The organism is Clostridium ljungdahlii DSM 13528, from assembly GCF_000143685.1.
Classification (GTDB): Bacteria; Bacillota; Clostridia; order Clostridiales; family Clostridiaceae; genus Clostridium_B; species Clostridium_B ljungdahlii.
Window position 1 is genome coordinate 1,074,329 of record NC_014328.1, and the last position, 22,916, is coordinate 1,097,244.

The window sequence follows — 22,916 nt, forward strand, 5'->3', positions numbered from 1 at the left end:
AAAGTATTTAATTCTGTAAAAAATTAATATCAAAACTTCAAGAGGGGTTGAAATTATGAAAATCACGGCATGTTTAATAACAAAGAATGAAGAAAAAAATATTAAAAAGTGTATTGAAAGCTTTAAAGAAGTCGTAGATCAAATAATTGTCGTAGATACTGGCTCAATAGATAATACAATTAGCATAGCAAAAGAATATGGTGCTGAAATATATAATTATGTTTGGAATGATGACTTTTCTCAGCCGAGGAATTTAGCTCTTTCTAGAGCAAAAGGTGACTGGATAATATTTTTGGATGCAGATGAGTATTTTTATGGAGATACTAGTAAAAATATACTTAAGATTATTAAAAGTATTGATAATAGTAAAAACATAGTTGGAATATATTGTCCTCGAATAAATATTGACACTGTAAAAAATATTAAAGTTACAGATTATATGGTGCGAATATTTAGAAATAAGGAATCTATGGGATACCTGGGCAGGATTCATGAAAATGTATATGATAATGGAAAAAAGATAGATTGCTTTACTGCAGATAAAAAAGATATAACTATTTATCATACAGGTTATTCTTCTGAAATCCTTAAAAGCAAATATGAAAGAAATTTATTTTTATTACAAAAAGATGTAGATGAAGGAAAAGCTACAGCTGAAACTTATTTCTATTTTGGTGACTGCTATTTTTCACTTGAAAATTATGAACTGGCAATAAAATATATGAAAATGTATATTGATAGTGGTGAAGAAAATGGGGGATATAATACAAAACCATATTATATAACCATAGCTTCAATGATGATGTTAAATTCACCTTATGAGTCTGTAAGAAAAGTAATTGATGAAGCCATAGCAAAAAAAACTAGTTATCCTGAGTTCTATAGGCTTTGGGCATCTTTAGAACATGTTTATGGAAGTTATGATAAATCACTTGAACTTTATAAAAAAGCATTTGAACTTAATGAAAAGTACAATGATATAGAACATAATAATTTTGAGGCCAATATATATAATGCCTATTATAATATGGGAAGGCTTTATGAACTTGAAAATGATAACATCAATGCACTTGAGTATCAGGTTAAGTCCTTAGAGCAAAATAAATATTTTGATGGGGCATTTCAGTGTTTGTTAGGATTAATAAGAAATGAAAATTATTCTGATATAATTTTATTTATTAACAGTATTTATGATATTAATAATGAGAAAGACATTGAATTTTTGGTTAACCAAACAGCAAAAGTTAAATTAGGGAAAGTACTTTATTATTACGAAAACATAAGGTTAAATAAATTTAAAAAAGAAGATAATAAAATAATGTTTGCCTTATACTCAAACGAAAATTACGAAGAAGCATATAAATATTTTTCTAAGTGCTATTTTGATGAGTGGAGTTATACCTGGAGTCAGTTTTCAGTGCTGTCTGCACTTTTGAGTAAAGATGTTAAATTAGTAGAAGAAATAAAAAATTATGTAAAGCCATCTCTTAAAAGAATCATTGAAGGGTACTTAGGAAATAAAAATGTAAAATTTATTAAAGAAGATAAAGGTGATTATTTAAGATTGCTGAAAGAAATAGTATTAGTTAAAGGAAATTCTATTGAATTAAAAAAATTTATTGAATTAAAAAGTAATTTTGAGGAAAATATATCTTCTAGTATAGGAAATATATTGTTTGAATGCAAACAGTATATTGAAGCTGTAAATAACTATAATGATTCGCTGAAAGATGCAGGTATGTATTATGGTATGGCATGTAAATGTGCTGGAGTATGTTATTTTAAAATGAAGAATTATAAGAAGAGCATGGAATATATGCAAAAGGCTGTAGAAAAAGAATATAAACCTAAAGAAGTAAAACAATATTTAATCTGGCTGGAGAAAAAAGTAACTGATCAAAAATTAAAAATAGAAGCAAAAGAATTACTTAATAATTTTTAGAGAGGAAGTAAAAGACATGGCGAACTATCTAAAAATAGCAAATATAAGTATAGATAATAGAAGTGCAGTATTCAATAATTTATATGATGATTTAATAAATAAATATTTACAGGATACAAAACTTAACGCAGTACTAGAATGTATATCAATAAATGATTTGGAAAATTTAAATGATTATGATGCAATTATTATTAAAAATGAAGATATAGATAGATTTAAAACTACCTTTAATATAAAAAGTATAGAAACAGAGGAGACTAAAATAATAGTCTTAAATGATACAAAAAATAATTTTAATAACATGCTTTTAGGTATAAGAAAATTATATTATCTTCCCATTGTTGAAGCTGCAGATAAAATAATTTCTGTAAATATTCAAAACTTAAAATATGATATTTCTAAAGATAAGTTAGAGTGGATGTATGAACAGCTTCAAATATCACTTCAAATATTGATTAATAATGGATATAAAATAAACGTATTTTCACTTAGTAACAATGAGGATATATTGATAAACAATAAGCTATGTGAAGAATTTGCATATCAATTTCAAAATGATAACATTAAATATGTTGGGAATATAGAAAGCAGTGAAAAATTTGTTGAACTAATTAATGAGTCTTTGTTTTTTATAAATTTATCTATGGAGGCCAATATATTATGTACTTCATTTAAGAAAACATTTATTACATTTAAGCTAGATGAAGAGTTTGAGGATTTCCTTAGTTATTTTGAATTAGAAAATATGGCATTTGGTGCAGATGAATTTAATGCTGGAGAAATGTTGAAAAAGGTAGAAAAATTAAAGAGTTTTCTTGAATCAGAAGTTATTGATAATAAAATAGAAAGTATATTTGATAAAAATAAAACATTCTTTTATGATGAATTGGTTAACATTAAACCTAAAAAATTGTTTAAAGACAGCAGGTTAGATACAGATGAAAATAGAGTTTATAATAATGGTGGGAAACGAAAAAAGAAAAAACCATTTATCTATAAACTAGATAAAAATAGTGCAAATAAATTAGAACTTGGCTGTGGTAAAAATCCTATGCCCGGCTGGATTCATTTGGATTACATGGAGTTACAAGGAGTAGATGTGGTAGCAAATCTTGATACATGCGATGAGGTGCCGCTTCCTTTTGAGGATAATACTATAGATGAATTTTTTGGCAGTCATGTAATAGAACATATTTCAAAACCATTACCTATGATGGAAGAGCTTCATAGAATTGCAAAACCAGGAGCAAGGGCTTTATTTAAGTGTCCATATGGTTCTAGTGATGATGCCTTTGAAAATCCTACCCATGTAAGGCAGTATTTTTTACATTCTTATGGGTATTTTTCGCAGCCCTATTATTGGAGAGAAGATTATGGATACAAGGGAGACTGGAAAGTAGAAAAAATATATCTTGTCGTAAGTAAAAAAAGATATGAAGGTAAAACATTAGATGAAATAATGTATGAAGTTAACACTTTTAGAAATGTAGTTATAGAAATGACAGTAGAACTAAGTGCAGTAAAACCAATTAGAGAACCTAAAAGGGAATTACAGACACCTGATAATATTGAATTTGTATTTGTATAGAATAAGAGGTAAGTATCATGGCAAAAGATTATGATTTTTATGTGAACGCTCAATCCAGTATTTATAAAAGTGTTGATAGAAAATTAAAAGTTTATTTTTCAGAACCAGATAGCGGTATAAATAATAATACGGGGATTTTATTATTAATCCCTGGATTTGGTGCAAATTCTAATTCAAACATATATAGAAAAATGAGACGTGATTTTTCAGATAAATATAATTTAGTGGTTTTGTCTTGTGATTATTTTGGATATGAATTTATGCAGAACATGCCATTTTTTATTGAAAAAAATATATTGGAAATTAGCGTTAATAATGAATTTGTTAATTATAATAGTTCACTAATTAATAATTTAATGGATGAATTAATGAAATCTCCTAAGGAAAGTCTAACGTTAAGCGGAAGACTAAAAATTCATGAAAAGCCTGAATATTGCTGTGATATGGGATTAATGCAGGCTATTGATAATATTACAGCAGTTCTTTCAGTTATATCTATTATTTATGATAATGATCTTAAATTTAATACTAAGAAAATATTAATTTATGGTAATTCTCATGGCTCCTATTTATCCTATTTATGTAATGCTTTTGCACCAGAGTTGTTTTCTCTTATAATTGACACAGCAGCATATACATATCCAAAGTATATAAAAAAAAGACAGCCTTGGTTTATAAAGTATAATAATTCTATATTTAGAACTAATGACAGATGTATTGAGAAAAGTATAAAAATACAATTTGATATTAACTATATTATATCTAAGTTGTTCTATGATTTAGATATTTTAAAACTTGATGTTTTATATAATCAATTCAATAATAAATGTAAAATTATATCTTTTCATGGAACTAATGATGATCTAACGCCTATCAGTGAAAAAAGAAAGTTTTGCGGTTCAATAGATAATTGTAAGTTGAATGAAATTATTGAAATTGGTGCAAGTAAATCTGATAGCTCCATATTTCAAAATGATCATCATGACATAGGAGTAAACTTTATTAGTTTATTTGATAAGATTATGAATGAATACAATAGTACATTTAAAATTTCAGAATATTTAGATCTTAAGAATGAGTATATTTATAGCACAATGAAAAATGAATATAAAATAAGTTATAAAGATATTTTTCCAAGATTAATTATTAATTCAATATAATCAAAATATGTGAAAAGCTATTTGCAAAGAAGATGGATCGGATATAAATGAGTTTGTAGATGAAATTGAATTAAAATATGTAAATGTTCAATTTATGATTAGAGGTGAATAGGATGACTATTTATAAGGCGCTAATTCCACATTATGTAATGGAATTTAAATGTATTGGTTCACAATGTGAAAGAAATTGTTGTGCTCAAGGATGGAAAACGGACGTTGATAAAGAGCATTTTTTAAAATATAAAAAAATAGTAAACCGGGAATGGAAAGATAAGTTTCAAAGATATGTTAAAAGAAATAGACAAAATGTAGAGAAACAATTTGAGAATCTATTTTATGGTAAAATTAATTTGGATGAAAAAGGGAAATGCTCATTTTTGTCTGAAAACATGCTGTGCACTATTCAATCAGAAATCGGCCCTAGGTATTTGTGTAGAACTTGCAGTATTTATCCAAGAGAGTTTATAAATGTAGATGGTGTACTTCAATGTGCACTTACAACAGCTTGCCCTGAAGCTGCAAGAAAAATGTTATTGAATAAAGACGCTATGCAGTTTGATTTTATTGATACTTATGAGTATGGGTGGGATTTCAATTGCATTGTTCATACTAATAAAAATCTGAAGTTCAATGGTGCACTAAAATACTTTTATGAAATAAGAAATTTTATTATAGATGTACTACAGTTAAAAAATTATTCCTTAGATAAGAGATTAACAATTTTATCCATATTTGTATATGATCTTGAAAAACTAATAAAAAGTTTAAGTATTGATGCTATACCGGAACTTTTACAAAATACTGTATCTAAAATTAATAATGGAGAAATAGATGATGCAATTAATTCAATAGGCGTACCATCTCAGGTACAGTTAGCTGATTTAAATGAAATTATTCAATATAATTTTACTTTTGTACGTCAAAAACAATATATGATGTATGTTAGCGAGTTTTTAACAGGAATTTCATATTCAAAGGATGTTCTTTTTGAAGTAATTGAAAAAAATTATATAAATTCGTATGATGAATATTTAAAACCGTTTTTAAATGAATATGGATATATATTAGAAAATTACATGGTAAATAATGCTTTTAAAAATGTAATACCATTTGGAGAAACAATTTCAAATAACGTGTTTGAAGAGTTTTACAACTTTGAATTAAAATATTGTATACTTAAAATGCTTTTAACAGGTATTGGAGCATACAGGAAGGGAATTACTCCTGAACTTGTTATAGACTTAATATCTGTATTCACAATTAGTGTTGATCATTCTAAAGTTTATATGGTAGAAGCATTAAAAAAATTAAAAAATAAAGGTTTACTTAATTTAGAGGGATTAATATATTTGTTAAAATGAGCATGGTAACTGTGGATTGGAAGCAGCAGTATAATTGATCATAGAATGATTTATTAGCGTATTTTTAAAAATAGAGGTGTAGTATGGATTTTGAATCAAAATATTTAAAAAGTGAAGAAGAAAAATTTACAAATAATGCTAAATTATTAAGTAAATATCAAAATATTAAAATAAAGAATATGGACTTAAATCCTCTTACTCATAAAGTGAAAAAAATATCTGATAATTATGTAATACCATTTATTTATAATCAAAACATGTGGAAAGCTATTTGCAAAGAAGATGGATCGGATATAGATGAGTTTGTGGATGAAATTAAGTTAAAATATGTAAATGATGTTATAATTGTTTTTGGATTTGGTATTGGTTATCACATTGATGCGTTACATAAGAAATATCCAAATAATAACATCCTTGTACTTGAAAGTGATTTTCAAATCATAAAAATTGCTGCACTTTATGGTAATTTAGAAAATATATTAAGCAGTGATAAAGTTTCTATTGGTCTATTTAAAAAGGAAGAGGATTTAGATAAAATATTAAGACATTATTTTGGAAATTATAATAGAGTAAATTTTATAGCTTCAGCATTTTCAAATTATAGTGAACTTTATACATATGAATTTGAACAATTAGTTAATTCTCTTAATAAATTAAAAATAGACATTGAAAAAAATAGACAGGAACGAATTAAGTTATCTGAAGATATTTTAAATAGTACTGATTTAATAAGTATAATTAAAAAATTAATAGATGATTCAGAAGCTTTAAATCAATTGAATATTAAAATTAATATGAAAAACATATTAAAAGAAATTAATATTAAAAGTAATCTAATTAAGGAAGGTATAAGTTGTTTAAATAATTTATATAGTTTTTTAATTGGAGATAGAAACATAAATATTAATAAAGCAGTAGAGAAATTTAATCAAATTGAAGTAAAAACACAGCTTAGCCCAGAACTATCAGCAATTATGGATATTGCAATGTATAAGTACGTTGATATTTTAAATGAAGATGAAGAAATCAAAATAAGGGTTACTGATTCAGAAAATATTACTCAGATTAAAAAGATAATGTATAATTTAAAAATATATAAGTATAGGAATAAGTGTATGAGCAGTATTACTGCTGAGTTGAAAAGATTAATAAAGCAGCCTCAGAGGTAAGAAGCATATTAACTTTATGTATGATAGTTAAAATAGAAGTTATTTATCCGATGACTACCTGCTCTAGTACTTACACGCACTTTATGAAAGCGACTGTCACCAAATCAAAGATTTGGGATATCTGCTTTTCTCTAAGTTTACGTTGCGAGTAGCTATGTTCCTGGATAACGATTTCTAGGCATCAAGTGGAGTTAAAACTCCATCTGATGCCTAGAAATCTGTTTATGAAATACTTGGTTTTAGAGAAAAGGCTGTAGAGTATTATAATATGTATGGTGAATATAAGCCTGCAAGAAATAGATTTAGTAAAAAATATTTTTTATAAATATATTTTTATTTTTTATATAAAGTCCATTTAACTTAAAACGAATAATTAAGTAGAAGGATAAGGAATCCAAAGAAAAAAATATTGAAATTGGATATAAAGTTCTTTAAAGTTTTATCGAATAAATTAATGTGAAAGTCAGGACGACTAATAGACCTATTTATACTCTGCAGGAGGCAGAATTGATAGGTGTATTAGTCGCATTTTCATTGTAGAGATTTGACCAAGGAGGGAAGTAAAATGTTAGTATTAGGCAGGAAGCCCGGAGAGTACATTGTAATTGGCGATAATATTAAGGTAAAAGTTATTAAAAGTGAAGCAGGTGATTTAAGGCTTGCTATAGATGCTCCTAGAGATGTAGAAATCACTAGAGGTGAAGTTTGGGAAGAACAGCAGAAATTGAGACAAGCTAAATAAAATAGCAAAGGTCAAAGAACAAATAACAAGATTTAAGACAAATAATAAAGTTCAAAGAACAAATAACAAAAAATGAAGATTTTCTGTTAATACCGAAAATCAACCTAATTTGATATTTGATATTTAATATTTGAACTTTAAAAAGTTACAGTATAAACAATTTAATAAAAAACTCAGGAGGAGTCAATTGTTCTCGTAATTCAGCAGGATGCTGATAGGGCGGGCATGATTGGCTCCTTTTTTAATAAATAAAAAAGTTTAAGGAACAAATAACAGATAAATTAAGATTTTAGCTGATTAAATGTTGATTAATGTGTTTAGAATCTAGATATATTAAAGCATTTAGGAGGTTGAAATGTTAAAGAAAAATATACTTTACGAAAAGACTTTTAAATTTTCAGTGAGAATAGTAAAGCTATATAAGTACCTTATTGATTATAGAAAGGAATATGTTATTTCAAAGCAAATACTCCGGTCAGGTACAAGTATAGGAGCTAATGTAAAGGAAGGAATAGTAGCACAGAGTAAAAGAGATTTCCTATCAAAAATGTATATTGCATTAAAAGAAGCTTCGGAGACAGAATACTGGCTTGAACTTCTAAAAGAAACTGGATATATTGATGGAAAAATGTTTAATTCTATTATTGAAGATTGTAAAGAAATTAGTAAAATTTTATGTGCTACAGTTAGAACTACAAAGGAAAGAATATAAAGCAAATAACAGAGTGCAAAGAACAAATAGCAAAAAATGAAGATTTTCGGTTAATACCTAAAATCAACTTAATTTGATATTTGATATCTGAACTTTGAACTTTATTTTGTTAGTAATCCTCAAATGAATTGATAATCAATAATTGTTAAATATCAATTGTGAATTGTCATTTGATGAGGGGTTTAACTATAAATAAAAAATTTAGTACACAAGGAAGTGTACTACTCGAAAATCAGGGAGGGAAATATTATGATAATTAATCACAATTTACAAGCAAATAATGCTATTAGACACATGAACAGCAATACTAATGCTGCAAGCAAATCAATGCAAAAACTTTCTTCAGGTCTTAGGATAAACAGTGCAGCAGATGATGCAGCAGGATTAGCTATATCTGAAAAAATGAAGGCACAGGTTGGTGGCCTTAATCAGGCTAATGCAAATGCACAAGATGGTGTATCAATGACTCAAACTGCTGAAGGTGCATTAAATGAAACTACTTCAATTCTTCAAAGAATGAGAACGCTTGCTAACCAGGCAGCAAATGGAACTAACACTGATCAAGATAGATCCAATATACAGGATGAAATGGATCAGTTAACATCAGAAATCAACAGAATAGGTAACACTACTGAATTCAATACACAGAAGTTATTAGATGGTGGAACAGGCTCAGTTGATGGAAATAAAATTACTCAGGCTACAAGTGCAACAGCTACAATTGGAAAACTTACTGCCGGTACACTTACAAATGCATCTACATTAACTATTGATGGACAAACATTTAATTTTTCAAATGTTAAAGTAGCAGGTAATGCAACAGATGGAGCAACTTTAGGCAATGTTACTAATGCTAATGGAAAGAAATTATCAGATTATGTAGATATTAAGGCTACAGCTAATTCAATTACATTTACTGATAAAGCAACAGGAACTACAAGTACACTTAGTGGTGCTACTGCATTCAGTGGTGTAACAGGTACAGGTACTGCAGCTACAATAGCAAAATCTGGAGTTGAAGGTGCGAATGCTCTTACAGGTGCTGATATTTCAATAGCAGCAGGGTCTTCATTTACGGTTAAAGTGGGGCAGGATGCAGCTGTTACTGTAAATTTACCTTCAACAATGTCTAATAAAGTTTATAATACTAGTAGCACAGATAAGAATATACAACAAGCTGCTCTTCAAGATTTGGCAAGAGATTTAAATGCAGCTTTGCAAAATGCAGGACTTGGAAATAATGTTACTGCTGCAGTTTCAAGCGGAAATAAACTTCAGTTTATATCAAATACAGGAAATGATATAACTCTTGCAGAAGTTGGAGCAGGTACTACATTAAGCACTACATTGGGAATGGACACTAATCTTAAAACAACTGGAATTGCTATACAACAAGTTGTAGGACCTGGAGCTGCAGGAAGTGGATTTAATACAACATTCCAGATAGGAGCTAATGAAGGACAATCCATGTCATTAAACATAAATGATATGAGAGCAGCAGCTCTTGGAATTACAGGAAATGCAGGACAGACAGGATTTACAATGACAAATACTGTTACAAATGGAACTACAGATATCAAGCAGGAAGCTGCATTAAATGTTATGAATAAGGATGACGCTTCAGCAGCACTTACAACTATTGATAAAGCATTATCTACAGTTGCTGCTGAAAGAGGTAAATTAGGAGCAGTACAAAATAGACTAGAACATACTGAAAACAACTTATCAACTTCAGCAGAAAACTTGACATCAGCTCAAGCTAGAATAACAGATGTTGATATGGCATCAGAAATGTCTGAGTACTCAAAGAACAACATTTTGTCACAAGCTGCTCAGGCTATGCTTGCACAAGCTAATCAACAGCCACAACAAGTTCTTCAGTTATTAAAATAATTATAAGTGAATTAAAGAGTCAGGGTATTACTCTGGCTCTTTTTAAAAATTGACAGTGCATAGAATCAACAGTCAAATGATTTTATGCAGTATTAATTTTTGTTTAGGAGGAAATTAAATATGCTTCTAAGTATAGGTATGATGGTAAAAGATGAAGAAAAGTATTTGGATAAATGTTTAAAGGCATTAATTCGAATTTTTCGTAATATAGATTCGGAATTAATAATTGTAGATACAGGTTCAACAGATAATATTGTTGAAATTGCAAAGAGGTATACAGATAAGGTATATTTTCATGAATGGAATAACAATTTTTCTGAAATAAGAAATGTTGTTCTAAGTTACTGTAAAGGAGATTGGTTTTTTTATGTAGATGGTGATGAGATACTTGAGGATTGTAATGATTTAGTTAATTTTTTTAAGTTTCAGGAATATAAAAAGTATAATTCAGCATCAATATATATAAAAAATTTATGTGATTTGGAAGATGAAACTGATTATAGCATTTTTGCAGCTTTAAGATTATTTAAAAAAGATAAAGACTTTAAATTTGTTAATGCAGTTCATAATCAACCTTTATATAAAAAGCCTATAAAGACACTTTCTACAAAGTGTAAGCATTATGGATACTTAAGTAATGATAAGAAACTCATGGAAAAAAAGTATAAAAGGACAGCAACTATTTTAAAAGATGAATTAAAAAAGAATCCCCAAAACATTTACTATTGGTATCAGCTTTCTGTAAGTTATGGTATGCATGGTGATAATCAGAAAGCTGTTGATTGTGCCCTTAAAGCTTTTCAACTTATGAAAATAAGAGTGCCAGGAAAATGTATTCAAAAATACATATATGTATATACGCAATTAGCATTAAGTTGCATTATTATTAGAGACTTAAAAAAGGCTGAATATGCATGTAGTGAGGCTATAAAGGTTGGAATTAAACATATAGATATTTATTATTTATTAGGGAAAAGTCAATTTTTGATGAAAAAGAATAATGAGTCTATAAAAGCTTATGGAAAGTATCTAGAATTTTTAAATACAACCCAGGGTATGGATAACGCTAATACTCAAGTATACTGTTATGGTAAAAAGGAGTATGTGTACTTTGATTTATTTATATTATATAAACGTGTTGGAAAATTTGAAAAGGCAATAGAATACTTTAATAAAATTCAAGATGTTCGTATACTTACTAATTTTGAATGTATCGAAGAAAATATAAGCTTATATCTAGATATGAATGATTATGATGGTTTAAAGAATTTTTATGACAATGTAGTAAACATATATGACATTAGGGATACTTTTATTTTATATTTGGAAAAATATATAAATAAGCATGAAGTAAATATAAATAAAATAAAAGATATTTTAAATGAAGAAGACTCGTATATGTTGCTTTTAAATATTAGATTAGCTATACAAAATGATGATGAAAGTTTATATTATGACGCAGAAACTATGGATAATGTACTGGAACTTAATCTAAATGAATTATATTATTTTTATGGTGACATTTTGTATTATTATATGAAATATTCTATACATAATTTTGTAAATTTAAATGAAAGTATAAATTTAATTAAAAATATAAGTGAGCGAAAAAATATTGAGTTTTTTAAATATTTGGATGGTAAGTATGAGAATTTGAAAAAGGTGCTTTATGAGTTCCTATATTTTAACCTTGAAGAGGATTTGAGTATTATCAATTTAAAGAAAACAGCAACAAAGTATTTAGTAGCTACTATAGATAGCAGTAATACGTATTTTAGAGAAGCTTTTAATCAGTATGTTGATTATGGTATAAATTACATACAGTGTGTTTACAATGTTGAATTGTTGGAAAGCAATAATGTATATTGTTTAAGAAATGAAGAAGAAGCTTTCTTTTTGTATATGAGAAAAGCGAACTTAGTGAAAACTTCAAGTGATCAAAAATATTTGTATTATTTAAAGAAAGCCTTAGATGTCTATCCATATATGAATAATGGAATTAAATTTTTACTTGATGAATTTAAGAAAAGTGAAAATATTAGTGAAATGGAGAAATATAAAAAACAGGTTAAAAAAACTATAAGGGCACTTGTAAATGAAAATAAAATAAATGATGCAAATAAACTCATAAGTGAGTATGAAAAAATAGTGTATGGTGATTCGGAAATTGAAAATATAAAAAGAGCTATGTATTCATAAAAGTGGGGGATATGAAATGCAGATATCAATATGTATGATGGTAAAAGATGAAGAAAAGAATATAAGAAGATGTTTAAATAGTATAAGACCTATTTTAGAAAGTATAGATTCAGAATTAATAATTGTGGATACAGGCTCAACTGATAATACTGTAAAAATTGCAGGTGAATATACAAATAAAATTTATTTTCATAAATGGGAAAATGACTTTTCAGGTATGAGAAATAAATCCATAAGTTATGCAAAGGGAAAATGGATTTTAATAATAGATGCAGATGAAGAAATGACAGATTGCAAAAATATGATTGAACTTTTGAAGTCACCACAATTTAAAATGTTTAATACAGGTTTTATGGATGTAAAGAATATGCAAAATTTGCATGATGATTGTGGGTATGCAATGCTTAAATCACCAAGGCTTTTTAGAAATGATGGATATTTTTACTATGAGGGCATTGTTCACAACAATCCTGTGTTCAAAGAACCTACCATTGATTTAAAAACAACAATAGTACATTATGGCTACATAGAAGAAAATAAGGATGTTTTAGACAAAAAATTTATAAGGACAAGCAGCTTGCTTAAAAAGGCACTTGAAGACAAACCAGATGATATCTATTATATATTTCAGTTATCTGTAACTTATTCAAGCCATAAGGATTATCTTAAGGCTTATGAAATTGTAAAAAAGGCATATAATCTATTAACTCAATGTAAAGATAAAAAGAAATATAAATATGTTTATTATCAGGTAGCATTGTGCTGCCTTTATCTGGAATATGATCAAGAAGCAAAGAAAGCTTGCAAGGAAGGTTTAGAAATAGATAATGAATATGTTGATTTGGTATTTTATCTGGCAAAAGCCCAGGGACTTACATCAGAATACGAGGAAGCTTTAGAAAATTATAAAAGATATATGTATTTATGTGATAATTATAATAATATGAGTATAAATTTTGATGTGAGCTTAGGAATGTATACTTTAGGTCAAAAAGATGAAGCATTGCAGGACATAGTAAAAATATGTTATAGACTTGGAAAATTTGATGATATTTTTGATTTCGCACCTAAGTTAAAAAAATATAAGTATATAAAAAATGTTTTAGAGCTAGTAATAGATGGAGCAATAAAATCACAAAAAATCAAGTATATTAAAACCTTTTATGAAGATAAATTTATTGGAGACAAGCTAAGAGAAAAAGATTTTTTTAATACTTTAGAAAAGTATTGTAATAATGATATATGTAGGCTTTTTTCCAATTATGATAATGATTATTCAAGGCTGTATTTATTTAGATACAAATATAATATGAAAGACAGTAGTTTTAAAAATGTTGTTGATGAGTTGTCTTTTGAAAATGATTTTAACAATTTGGAGGATTATTTTGGAGATATCATTTACTGTAAAATAAAATATTTAAGTTCAATATCACATTTACTGTTTAATGTATGGGATAAAAACATAGATAGATATTTGAGTTATATTTCAAAAAAATACGATGATTTTAGTGATGCAGCAGCTGGATATATAGTGCATTTTAAAGATAGTACTAGCCATGGTGATTTAAGAATTAACAAGATATTATGCAGATATATTTTGCTAATTGATAAAATAAGCAGCTTCAAATACGAAAAAATGTTTAACTACTATGTAGACATCGGTGTTAAATGGATTAAGTATGTTTATAGCAATGATTTGATATCAGATGATTATATTGATATTTTTAAAAATAGTGAAGAAAAATTTTTAGTTTATATGATTATTGCTAACAAGAACCAGTCAAATACAAAAATGTATTTAAGATATTTAGAAAAGGCTCTTGAAGCTTATCCATATATGAAAAAAGGAATAGAAATACTTTTGCAGGATGTTAAAAGCAAAATAAATCAATCGAATAGTGAATTTGAGAAATATAAAGTTCAAGTTAAAAATACAATAAAAACGCTAATTGAAAATAACAAACTTGATGAAGCTGATAAAATTATTCAAGAATATGAAGAAATAGTTAAAAATGATATGGAAATAGTATTTCTTAAATCTGAAATGGCATTAAGAAAACTTAAAAATCCCAGTACAATTTATAAAATGTAAAGTTTTCAAGGATTAATTACTAATAATTAGTAAAAAATTCACAGATAAAGTCAGGATGACTAATAAATCTAGTATATTTTGCAGGAGGCAGAAGAAAAGAAGAAAGTAGGCTCATTAGTCGTTATTTTTATTATTAAATATAATTACTACATATTATATGAGATCATGTAAGGTGGAAGATCAAATGAAAAATGATATAGATTTATTAAAAAAACAATTAAAAGGTAATATACAAAAGCTTATAGATAGTGGTGATTTAAAGGATGCCAGGCAACTTATAGATCAATATAAGGATATAGATAGTGATGATGCTGAAGCATATTCAATGGATGCAGTTATTCTTATAATGGAAAACAAGTTTGATGAAGCAGAAGAAGTACTTAGAGAAGGGTTAGATATAGATGAAAATAATTTTGATTTAAATTATAATTTTGGATATGTTTATAAACAGAATCAAAATTTTGAAGAAGCACTCTGGTACTATAAAAAAGCTTTAGATAATTGCAGTAACAAAAATATGGTAAGTGATATTGATAAAATTATTAGAAAGATAAAAAGTGAACACAATATTAGTGCAATAGTTGATAAAAAAAAGATAGTTTTTTTTGATAAGGGTGATGACAAGTTTATATGGGATATAATAAATGAGTTATCTGAAGAATATAAAACAAAACATATAAGAGTTACAAATTATAGACAGATTGATGAAGGTATGAAGTGGGCTGATATTTGTTGGTTTGAGTGGTGTGATGAACTTGTTGGATATGGAAGTAAACTTAAATTAGCGAAGAATAAAAAAATAATATGCAGAATTCATGGATATGAAGTGTATTCTGATTTTATTAGGGAACCAAATTGGAAGAATGTTAATGATTTGATTATTGTGGCTCCGCATATTAGAAGAATATTTGAAGAAAATACAAGAAATATAGATAAGGGAAACTTAAGAATCCATACAGTATTTTGTGGAATTAATGTGGACAAGTATCCATTAAATATAAAAAAGAAAGGTTACAACTTAGGATATTTAGGATATATAAATTTCAAAAAAAATATACCATTAACTCTTGATATATTTAAAAAATTGCACGATATTGATTCAAGATATAAGTTGTATATAGCAGGCCAATTTCAAGATGCGAGAACATTAGCATATTTTCAGTATTTTATAAAGGAATATAAACTTGATAAAAGTGTAGTTTTTGAAGGATGGCAGAATGAAAAGCAAAAGATTGAGTGGTTTAAAAAAATAGATTATATGGTTATATCAAGTATTGATGAAGGATTATGTTTTGCAGCTGCAGAAAGTATGGTAAGCGGTATAAAGCCTATTTTACATAATTGTGAAGGCATAAAAGACCACTATGATAAAAAGTATATATTTAATTCTGTTGATGAAGCAGTAAAAATGATAACAGAAGAAAAATATGATTCTAGAGAATATAGAAAGTTTATTCAGGACAAATATTCACTTGACAAAGAAAATTTTTATATTACAAAAGTACTTGATAGATTAAATGAAGGTGAATTGAAATGAAAATATTGTATATAAGTGTTATAGAACAAAATGCAGGATGGGGAGCTGAGTATTTTGTAAACAGAGGATTTATAAAAAATGGACATAAAACCATTACACTTGATTATAGAAAATACAGAGATCAGTTGGGAGAAAAGTTATTGCAAGTTGGTGATTTTGATGTATTATTACTTCAAAGAGGAGATTGGTTTCCTATAGAACTTTTAAAAGCTGTAAATAGACCTAAGTTTTTTTGGGCATCAGAACCAATTGTATCGTGTAGGGATGAGGATAGGCTTTTAACATCAGGAAAGTTTGAACACATATTTGTTCATACTAATAGGTGTTTAAACTTTGCCGTAGAAGATTATAAATGGCTTAGTAGAAGTAACACATCAGTTTTGGTAAATGGATTTGATGAAATGATGCAATATAAAATGCCTAGTACATTGAAAGATATTGATGTTCTTTTTGTAGGTACACCTTCAAAAAGAAGAGAAAAAATAATTCAGATACTAGAAAAAAAATTTAATATAGTATATACACAAGCATTTGGTGAAGAAATGACAAAATATTTTAATAGAGCTAAAATTGTGCTTAATCTTCATACATTTGAAAATCTTGATACTGAAACAAGAGTATTTGAGGCACTTGGTTGTGGTGCATTTTTAATAAGTGAAAAGCTTTCAACTGAAAATCCTTTTATCTCTGGGAAAGACTATGTGGAAGTAGAAACAGGTGATGTAGAAGCAATAGACAAAGCAATAGAATATTATTTAAGAAATAGTAAAGAAAGAAATCAAATAGCGGAATCTGGATATAATGAGGCACTAAAACATCATACGTATACAGAAAGAGCAAAGTATATTACAGAAGTGATGGAAAAGTATACTGGTGAAATAGATAAAAGTAAACCAGCTATAAACAAAAATGTTGTTATGAATTATATTAAAAACAAGAATAATCCTAAAAGTTATGATAAAGTTTATGACATTAGAACGAATTATACCACAAATAAATTATTTACTATAATTAATAGTATGGATAAGGAAGAAGATGTCATAGATAATACGCAGCAAATTATCAGTTTAATAAATAAGAATGAAATAAATATTAATGATTTAATTAATATAATTGTAAATAGAACTGTAAAAAAAGAAGAATTATTAGATTATATTGCTGTGAAATTTTATGAAACTAAATTGGTAGATTTGGCATTAAAACTTTTAATGGTTGCTTATGAAATTAATGAAGAAAATATTGATACTCTTTATAATTTAGGATATGTACTTAGTAATTGCGGTGAATATAAAGTTGCAATGTCATATATTCAAAAATATAAAGGTAAAGATAAAGATTTAGATTGCCTCATAAAAAATATTTATGAGAAATTAAAGTGTGATGAAAGTTTATACATTAAAAATTATAAATATGTATTTGATAGTGAAGGAAATTATGCTGAAGAATTGAAAGCTCAATATTGGCTAAGAGTCAATTCTGAATATTGCTCACAGATTGAAAAAACTTTTAAATGCGTTGAAACATTAGATAATGGTTTTGGAGGTTGGGCTTTATCTAAAAGTTCATTAAGATATTTATGTGGTTATTTATTTAGCAAACGAAAAAGTGAATATAACATAATTGAATTGGGCAGTGGGCAATCAACTTTATTCTGGAATAAATTTATGGATATATCAAATTTAAATTTAAATATTAATACATTTGAACATGACGGATATTGGGCTAATGAAGTAAGAAAAAAAGTAAACTATAATGGTAAAATAAATATTAATGTATGTAAGCTATACACTATTGATGATAATATATGGAATTGTATGTTTTCATATCCTAAAAATTCAATTGGAATTTGGAGTAAATATTCAACTGAAATTCCAGAAAACCAATATAAAAATACCCGAGTACATAATTGTTTTTATAATATAAAAAAATCAATGTTTAGCAAAGAAGGTAGCATTGATGCAATGATTGTTGATGGTCCGCATGGTAATGGGCGCTCTTTAAGTTATGTTTTGTTTTATAATTATCTAAAATCTGATGCGTATATTTTAATAGATGATGTGAATCATTATCCATTTTTAGATGAATTGAACAAAATTTATAATTTTATCATACTTGAATCATCATTTTCCAGTAACAAAAGGTGGATATTGTTAAGATTAAATGGGTACAAGTTTTAGTATTAGAGTAGGCAGTGAAATATGCTATATATACCTGTAAAAATAAATGGTCATTTGTTAGAATAGTCATAACTTGCTACTTGTTTTTTACAGGAGGATTGAACCCACGGGGGGGATTCCATGGTAGATGTTCTTCCAGAAAGGCCGTGAAAATAATTTTGTGTATTCTCTTTCTTTAGGCTAATAATTCTAAATCAAAAAGTTTGTAGAATAATGTTACTACAAGGCAATATACTTTATGGATAATATTATTTGTATATCATCTCCAATTTTAGTCGATAATATACTTACCAATAGCAGGATAAGGCAATGCTGAGGAGCAACCTGAGCGTCTATTGGTGTTCTTTACAGAAACGGATGGTTTTAAACTATCCGTTTCATCCGTTTCTGGGAGAACAAAGTAAGCGATAAACTACCCAGTGTATAAACATAAAAAATAAACGACCATTTATTAAAATGGTCGTAATTTATTATGCTTTCTTTTTACATGAAGATTGAACCCATTGGTCCCATGGCAGGTATTCATCCAGGAATTCTGGATGTGCTCCAAATTGAACACCTGGTAAATTTTTAAACAAAAACTTGAGATAACTATAGGGCTCAAGGCCGTTAGCTTTAGCCGTTTCAATTATACTATAAACTGCTGCACTGGCTTCAGCTCCCCTTGGACTTCCACTGAAAAGCCAGTTTTTTCTTCCTATCGTAAATGGTCTTATGCTATTTTCTGATAGGTTGTTTGAAATGGCACAATTTCCATCCATTAGATAGTTCATAAATCCTTCTTTATTCTTTACTGCATAATCTACTGCCTTACCGAGCCTTGATTTTGGAAGACAGCTCTGTTTTATAGAATTAGCCCAGCTCCAAAAGGCCTCAAGAATCGGTTTTTCCGTTTCAAGACGCTTCGTTTTTCGCTCCTCAGGTGTAAGATTCACAAGTAGTTTTTCTTCTGAAAAGAGTTTATTGCAAAAGTCAATTCCTATTGCCGGAAGTGTAGCTTCTGGACTTTTTATGTCTTTAGGAAGTGCTTCAACAAAATACCTTCTAAGATGTGTCCAGCACAGGCATCTTATTACTTCAGGTACTTTATTGTACCCACTATAACAGTCGGTATGAAGGTATCCTTTAAAACCTTTTAAAAATTTTTGTGGACAATTTCCACTTCTTGAAGGCTTGTAATCAAACAACCTTATAGGTGTCTGGCTGCCTGCATACGTACTATATACCCACATATAGGATTCAGATGCGTTTTTCCTTCCAGGTTCCATAAGTACCTGTACAGGTGTCTCATCTTATGCAGAGTTAAATATTATGTAGAGTAGAAAATGGTTGAGCTGGATATATAGGCATGGGTAAGCTTAACCACTCTACATAATATTTAGATGTTTTTACGGAGCCATTCCAGTAAATCGTTCTTTTCTGTTTTTGAATAATCTTGGACGGTTTCTGTTATAAAATTACTGGCTTCCTCGATATATTTTCGTTTCAGTTCGGGATTACACCTAGCATAGATTTCTGTTGTTGTTACTGAGGAATGCCCCAAGAAGTCACGAATGTATATTAGATTAACATTATTTTCAAGCAGATGCATAGCTTTTGAATGTCTAAGTATATGAGGATGTAGTTTGTATGGATAAAGGTCTAATCTATTTTTTCGTGCCATATCCCCATATTTATTAAGAATATAAGCAACTCCTGATCTTGAAAGTGGGTTACCCAATCTATTGACAAATATATTTTCTTCAAAATTATGTCGGGTTGAAATACTTAAATAATTTTTTATGATTTCAGATACCTGTTGGCTAATGGGAACAACTCTTATCTTATTCCCTTTACCAGTTAATGCAACAGTATTTGGAATACGGAATGATATATCTCCAATTTTTAAATCAATGATTTCTTGAACTCGACATCCAGTTTCATAAAGCAATGCAAGCAGTGCTAAATCACGTATTCCTCTATCAGAAGTTTTGTCTGGCATCTTCAGAAGATAGGAAATAGCTTCTATATTAAGATAGCCTATAGATTTTTGAGTTGCTTTTTTAGCTCGTATGCCTAAAACCTGTTGGCATATGTCACTTTTTTCTGGATTTTCTCGAATGACATAAATACAGAATGATTTCAAAGCTGCAAGGCGTTGATTCCTTGAGCTAACAGTACATTGTCTTTCTTTTTCAATCCAGTTTAGAAAGTCATTAACATTATCAGCAGATAAAATATCCATATTTAACTTGTTAATTTTGCAAATTCTGAAGAGTTCAATATATCGAAAGAAGAGTATAAAAGTATCTCTATATGATTTGATTGTATTAGGTGAAAAGCCTGCTTCTCTATCAAGATAGTTTGTAAAATATCTTGTAACATAATATGAAAAATCTTTTTTATGCATGCTCATACCTCCGGGAAGATATTTTCTGCATCTTCTGCGCTGTACTGGAGAATATCTTTAAAATATTGTTTTGTTAGACGAAGATATTTTTCAGTAGATTCTATACCTTTATGTCCAAGGTATGTGCTTAATATTGGTAATGCACAATATGGATCTTTCCCCTGAGAAACCATCTGTTCTAATGCATGAACACTAAATGTATGTCTTAGGTCATGCACTCGGGGATACTTTCCATGATATATTTGCCTGTTTCTGGAATTTATAAAACTGATTACGAAATGTCAAAGGAGAATACATCTCATTGTGTAGTGCTGGGAAAAAGTAAGGATTTTCTCGCCGATTCACTTTAAATTCATATGCAATTAGATACTGTTGAAGTGATTTTGACATTGGAACTAAGCGCGAGACATTATTTTTGCCATTCATGATGACAAGAATTCCATTTTCTAAGTCAACATCTGTGAATTTTAATGAAAGAGCTTCACTTATTCGTAAGCCACATCCATATAACACTCGTATGACTGCAGGATAAATAAGAGGGGTGTTAACAAATTTATTCTTGTTTGGCTTAATGCAATCAGCAGCATATATAATCTTCTGTATTTCTTCAATGGTAAAGATGTATGGGACAAAATCTTCAGAAGTTTTTACTAGCTCTTTTGGATATATATATGCAGGAATACCTTTTAGATTAAGAAAAATGGCAAATTGACGTATAGTTGACTGTTTTGCATGAAGATGATGCTTACTATCACTTGTATTTCTAACAGCATATTTTTCAACTAATTCCTGTGACATCTCATATTTGGGTTCAGATTTGGAATAGTTATATATGTATTTCAAGAGGGAATTTAATTTTCCCTGCTCACCTAAAGGATATTTGAATCCAAGCGAATGTTTGTAATTTACATACTCCATTGCAATATCACAGTAAATCTTAGGAAAGTGGAATATTTCATTCTGTTTCATAAGGCACCTCCAGAGAAACTGTTCTAAGTGCATCAATATTTATATTAAGATACATTCTAGTTGTATTCAGATTGGAATGACCTAATACTTCTTTTATTATATGCATAGGGGTATTGTTGTGTAATAAGTTACTTGCAAGGGAATGTCTCATGGCATGAGGGCCATGTTTACGCTTTGAAATATCAATATTAGACTTTATAAAATATTTTGAAACAATCCTGTGTATACATGTGTTTGTCAGTTGACGACCGCCATTCCTTATACCTATAAAAATAATATCTGATTTAGTATCTGGTCTACTATTTTTAAGATAATCCAGTAATGCATACTTTATATTTTCCAATAAAGGCAACTGATTGAATATTTTAGTTTTATACTGTATAAACTCTATTGTATTATGTTCCCAGTGTATATTAGATAATTTTAGCCGAACAATGTCACCTGAACGGATTCCTAGTTCTCCTGCTAAAAGTATGACAGCAAAATCTCTTTTACCATACAGAGTTGTTCTGTCAACAGAACTGATTAACCGTCTAATTTCATTAGGTGAATAAAATGATAAAATTCGTTGCCTGAATACATAATATAACTAGCATTATATAGGTAATTGAAGAAATGCCTAAGAATAAATGTTCTTCCGCTTATAGTAGAAGAAGCTAAATTACATATAGAGATAAGATAGTTGGTTACATTTTTTTGATTACAATTGTATATACTGGCTACGCCATTATCACCTAAATAATTCATAAATGATACTATGGTTAGCCTTCTGGATGAAATTGTTAATGGCGATAAATTATTAAACTCATCCAAAGAAAGATAATCTTTTAAAAGTCTTGCATATACATCATATTTTAGAAGTAGTTTAGTGGAATTTTTAATTTGCATTTTTATGCACCTCCTATTAGAAGTATAGACATAAAAATGTTATGTAGAGCTAATTGTTTAAATAATTTCTAAAATTCTAGAATATCCAGTACTCATTA

17 protein-coding genes and 1 pseudogene are annotated in these 22,916 nt (G+C 28.1%); 12 read left to right on the forward strand and 6 right to left on the reverse strand.

The window, feature by feature from the left end; all coding sequences use genetic code 11:
- Positions 1 to 55 precede the first annotated feature (55 nt).
- The 12 genes from CLJU_RS04755 to CLJU_RS21225 all read left to right on the forward strand — a co-directional run bounded on the left by CLJU_RS04755 (position 56) and on the right by CLJU_RS21225 (position 18,572).
- Positions 56 to 1,942, forward strand: a complete 1,887-nt coding sequence (locus CLJU_RS04755; protein ID WP_013237629.1) for a tetratricopeptide repeat-containing glycosyltransferase family 2 protein — start codon at positions 56 to 58, stop codon at positions 1,940 to 1,942.
- Positions 1,943 to 1,958: 16 nt separating this feature from the next.
- Positions 1,959 to 3,530 carry a methyltransferase domain-containing protein gene (locus CLJU_RS22840; RefSeq protein WP_013237630.1) on the forward strand — a complete coding sequence of 524 codons (1,572 nt, stop codon included), beginning with the start codon at positions 1,959 to 1,961 and terminating at the stop codon, positions 3,528 to 3,530.
- A 17-nt stretch (positions 3,531 to 3,547) separates the two neighbouring features.
- Positions 3,548 to 4,690: a DUF2920 family protein gene (locus tag CLJU_RS04765; RefSeq protein WP_013237631.1), complete on the forward strand. Its 1,143-nt coding sequence runs from the start codon at positions 3,548 to 3,550 to the stop codon at positions 4,688 to 4,690.
- A 113-nt stretch (positions 4,691 to 4,803) separates the two neighbouring features.
- Positions 4,804 to 6,051: a flagellin lysine-N-methylase gene (gene fliB, locus CLJU_RS04770; RefSeq protein ID WP_013237632.1), complete on the forward strand. Its 1,248-nt coding sequence runs from the start codon at positions 4,804 to 4,806 to the stop codon at positions 6,049 to 6,051.
- 83 nt (positions 6,052 to 6,134) lie between these two features.
- Positions 6,135 to 7,220: a hypothetical protein gene (locus CLJU_RS04775; RefSeq protein WP_013237633.1), complete on the forward strand. Its 1,086-nt coding sequence runs from the start codon at positions 6,135 to 6,137 to the stop codon at positions 7,218 to 7,220.
- A gap of 565 nt (positions 7,221 to 7,785) precedes the next feature.
- Entirely contained in the window at positions 7,786 to 7,962 is a 177-nt protein-coding gene (locus CLJU_RS04780; RefSeq protein ID WP_013237634.1) for a carbon storage regulator, read from the forward strand.
- A 355-nt stretch (positions 7,963 to 8,317) separates the two neighbouring features.
- Positions 8,318 to 8,674: a four helix bundle protein gene (locus tag CLJU_RS04785; protein WP_013237635.1), complete on the forward strand. Its 357-nt coding sequence runs from the start codon at positions 8,318 to 8,320 to the stop codon at positions 8,672 to 8,674.
- 249 nt (positions 8,675 to 8,923) lie between these two features.
- Positions 8,924 to 10,567, forward strand: a complete 1,644-nt coding sequence (locus tag CLJU_RS23120; protein ID WP_013237636.1) for a flagellin N-terminal helical domain-containing protein — start codon at positions 8,924 to 8,926, stop codon at positions 10,565 to 10,567.
- Positions 10,568 to 10,687: 120 nt separating this feature from the next.
- Positions 10,688 to 12,766, forward strand: a complete 2,079-nt coding sequence (locus tag CLJU_RS04795) for a glycosyltransferase (protein WP_013237637.1) — start codon at positions 10,688 to 10,690, stop codon at positions 12,764 to 12,766.
- Between the two features lie 16 nt (positions 12,767 to 12,782).
- Entirely contained in the window at positions 12,783 to 14,858 is a 2,076-nt protein-coding gene (locus CLJU_RS04800; protein ID WP_013237638.1) for a tetratricopeptide repeat-containing glycosyltransferase family 2 protein, read from the forward strand.
- Between the two features lie 184 nt (positions 14,859 to 15,042).
- Positions 15,043 to 16,395 carry a glycosyltransferase gene (locus CLJU_RS04805; protein WP_013237639.1) on the forward strand — a complete coding sequence of 451 codons (1,353 nt, stop codon included), beginning with the start codon at positions 15,043 to 15,045 and terminating at the stop codon, positions 16,393 to 16,395.
- Positions 16,392 to 18,572, forward strand: a complete 2,181-nt coding sequence (locus CLJU_RS21225; protein ID WP_013237640.1) for a glycosyltransferase — start codon at positions 16,392 to 16,394, stop codon at positions 18,570 to 18,572. Before CLJU_RS04805 ends, CLJU_RS21225 begins: the two co-directional genes overlap by 4 nt.
- Positions 18,573 to 19,042: 470 nt before the next feature.
- Here the strand turns inward: CLJU_RS21225 and tnpC are convergent.
- From tnpC to CLJU_RS21240, 6 genes and pseudogenes are all read right to left on the reverse strand, one after another.
- Positions 19,043 to 19,864 (reverse strand): annotated as a pseudogene (tnpC, locus tag CLJU_RS04815) (IS66 family transposase); the annotation flags it as partial.
- Between the two features lie 86 nt (positions 19,865 to 19,950).
- On the reverse strand, positions 19,951 to 20,961 hold the full coding sequence (locus CLJU_RS04820; protein ID WP_013237642.1) for a tyrosine-type recombinase/integrase: 1,011 nt from the start codon (positions 20,959 to 20,961) through the stop codon (positions 19,951 to 19,953).
- A gap of 2 nt (positions 20,962 to 20,963) precedes the next feature.
- The gene (locus tag CLJU_RS22765) at positions 20,964 to 21,179 is read right to left on the reverse strand and encodes a site-specific integrase (protein ID WP_013237643.1); all 216 of its coding nucleotides are present in this window, start codon (positions 21,177 to 21,179) and stop codon (positions 20,964 to 20,966) included.
- Positions 21,172 to 21,930, reverse strand: coding sequence for a tyrosine-type recombinase/integrase (locus tag CLJU_RS04825; protein WP_013237644.1), 759 nt, complete (start codon positions 21,928 to 21,930; stop codon positions 21,172 to 21,174). Before CLJU_RS04825 ends, CLJU_RS22765 begins: the two co-directional genes overlap by 8 nt.
- On the reverse strand, positions 21,917 to 22,495 hold the full coding sequence (locus tag CLJU_RS21550) for a tyrosine-type recombinase/integrase (protein ID WP_081442036.1): 579 nt from the start codon (positions 22,493 to 22,495) through the stop codon (positions 21,917 to 21,919). Before CLJU_RS21550 ends, CLJU_RS04825 begins: the two co-directional genes overlap by 14 nt.
- Positions 22,456 to 22,818 carry a site-specific integrase gene (locus CLJU_RS21240; protein ID WP_013237646.1) on the reverse strand — a complete coding sequence of 121 codons (363 nt, stop codon included), beginning with the start codon at positions 22,816 to 22,818 and terminating at the stop codon, positions 22,456 to 22,458. The genes CLJU_RS21550 and CLJU_RS21240 overlap by 40 nt, the downstream gene beginning before the upstream one ends.
- Between the last annotated feature and the right edge of the window lie 98 nt (positions 22,819 to 22,916).

Bases quoted from the DNA above. Each gene is read 5' to 3' on its own strand.
- CLJU_RS04755 (WP_013237629.1), top strand. From the start codon at position 56: ATGAAAATCACGGCATGTTTAATAACAAAGAATGAAGAAAAAAATATT.
- CLJU_RS22840 (WP_013237630.1), top strand. From the start codon at position 1,959: ATGGCGAACTATCTAAAAATAGCAAATATAAGTATAGATAATAGAAGT.
- CLJU_RS04765 (WP_013237631.1), top strand. From the start codon at position 3,548: ATGGCAAAAGATTATGATTTTTATGTGAACGCTCAATCCAGTATTTAT.
- fliB (WP_013237632.1), top strand. From the start codon at position 4,804: ATGACTATTTATAAGGCGCTAATTCCACATTATGTAATGGAATTTAAA.
- CLJU_RS04775 (WP_013237633.1), top strand. From the start codon at position 6,135: ATGGATTTTGAATCAAAATATTTAAAAAGTGAAGAAGAAAAATTTACA.
- CLJU_RS04780 (WP_013237634.1), top strand. From the start codon at position 7,786: ATGTTAGTATTAGGCAGGAAGCCCGGAGAGTACATTGTAATTGGCGAT.
- CLJU_RS04785 (WP_013237635.1), top strand. From the start codon at position 8,318: ATGTTAAAGAAAAATATACTTTACGAAAAGACTTTTAAATTTTCAGTG.
- CLJU_RS23120 (WP_013237636.1), top strand. From the start codon at position 8,924: ATGATAATTAATCACAATTTACAAGCAAATAATGCTATTAGACACATG.
- CLJU_RS04795 (WP_013237637.1), top strand. From the start codon at position 10,688: ATGCTTCTAAGTATAGGTATGATGGTAAAAGATGAAGAAAAGTATTTG.
- CLJU_RS04800 (WP_013237638.1), top strand. From the start codon at position 12,783: ATGCAGATATCAATATGTATGATGGTAAAAGATGAAGAAAAGAATATA.
- CLJU_RS04805 (WP_013237639.1), top strand. From the start codon at position 15,043: ATGAAAAATGATATAGATTTATTAAAAAAACAATTAAAAGGTAATATA.
- CLJU_RS21225 (WP_013237640.1), top strand. From the start codon at position 16,392: ATGAAAATATTGTATATAAGTGTTATAGAACAAAATGCAGGATGGGGA.
- CLJU_RS04820 (WP_013237642.1), bottom strand. From the start codon at position 20,961: ATGCATAAAAAAGATTTTTCATATTATGTTACAAGATATTTTACAAAC.
- CLJU_RS04825 (WP_013237644.1), bottom strand. From the start codon at position 21,930: ATGAAACAGAATGAAATATTCCACTTTCCTAAGATTTACTGTGATATT.
- CLJU_RS21240 (WP_013237646.1), bottom strand. From the start codon at position 22,818: ATGCAAATTAAAAATTCCACTAAACTACTTCTAAAATATGATGTATAT.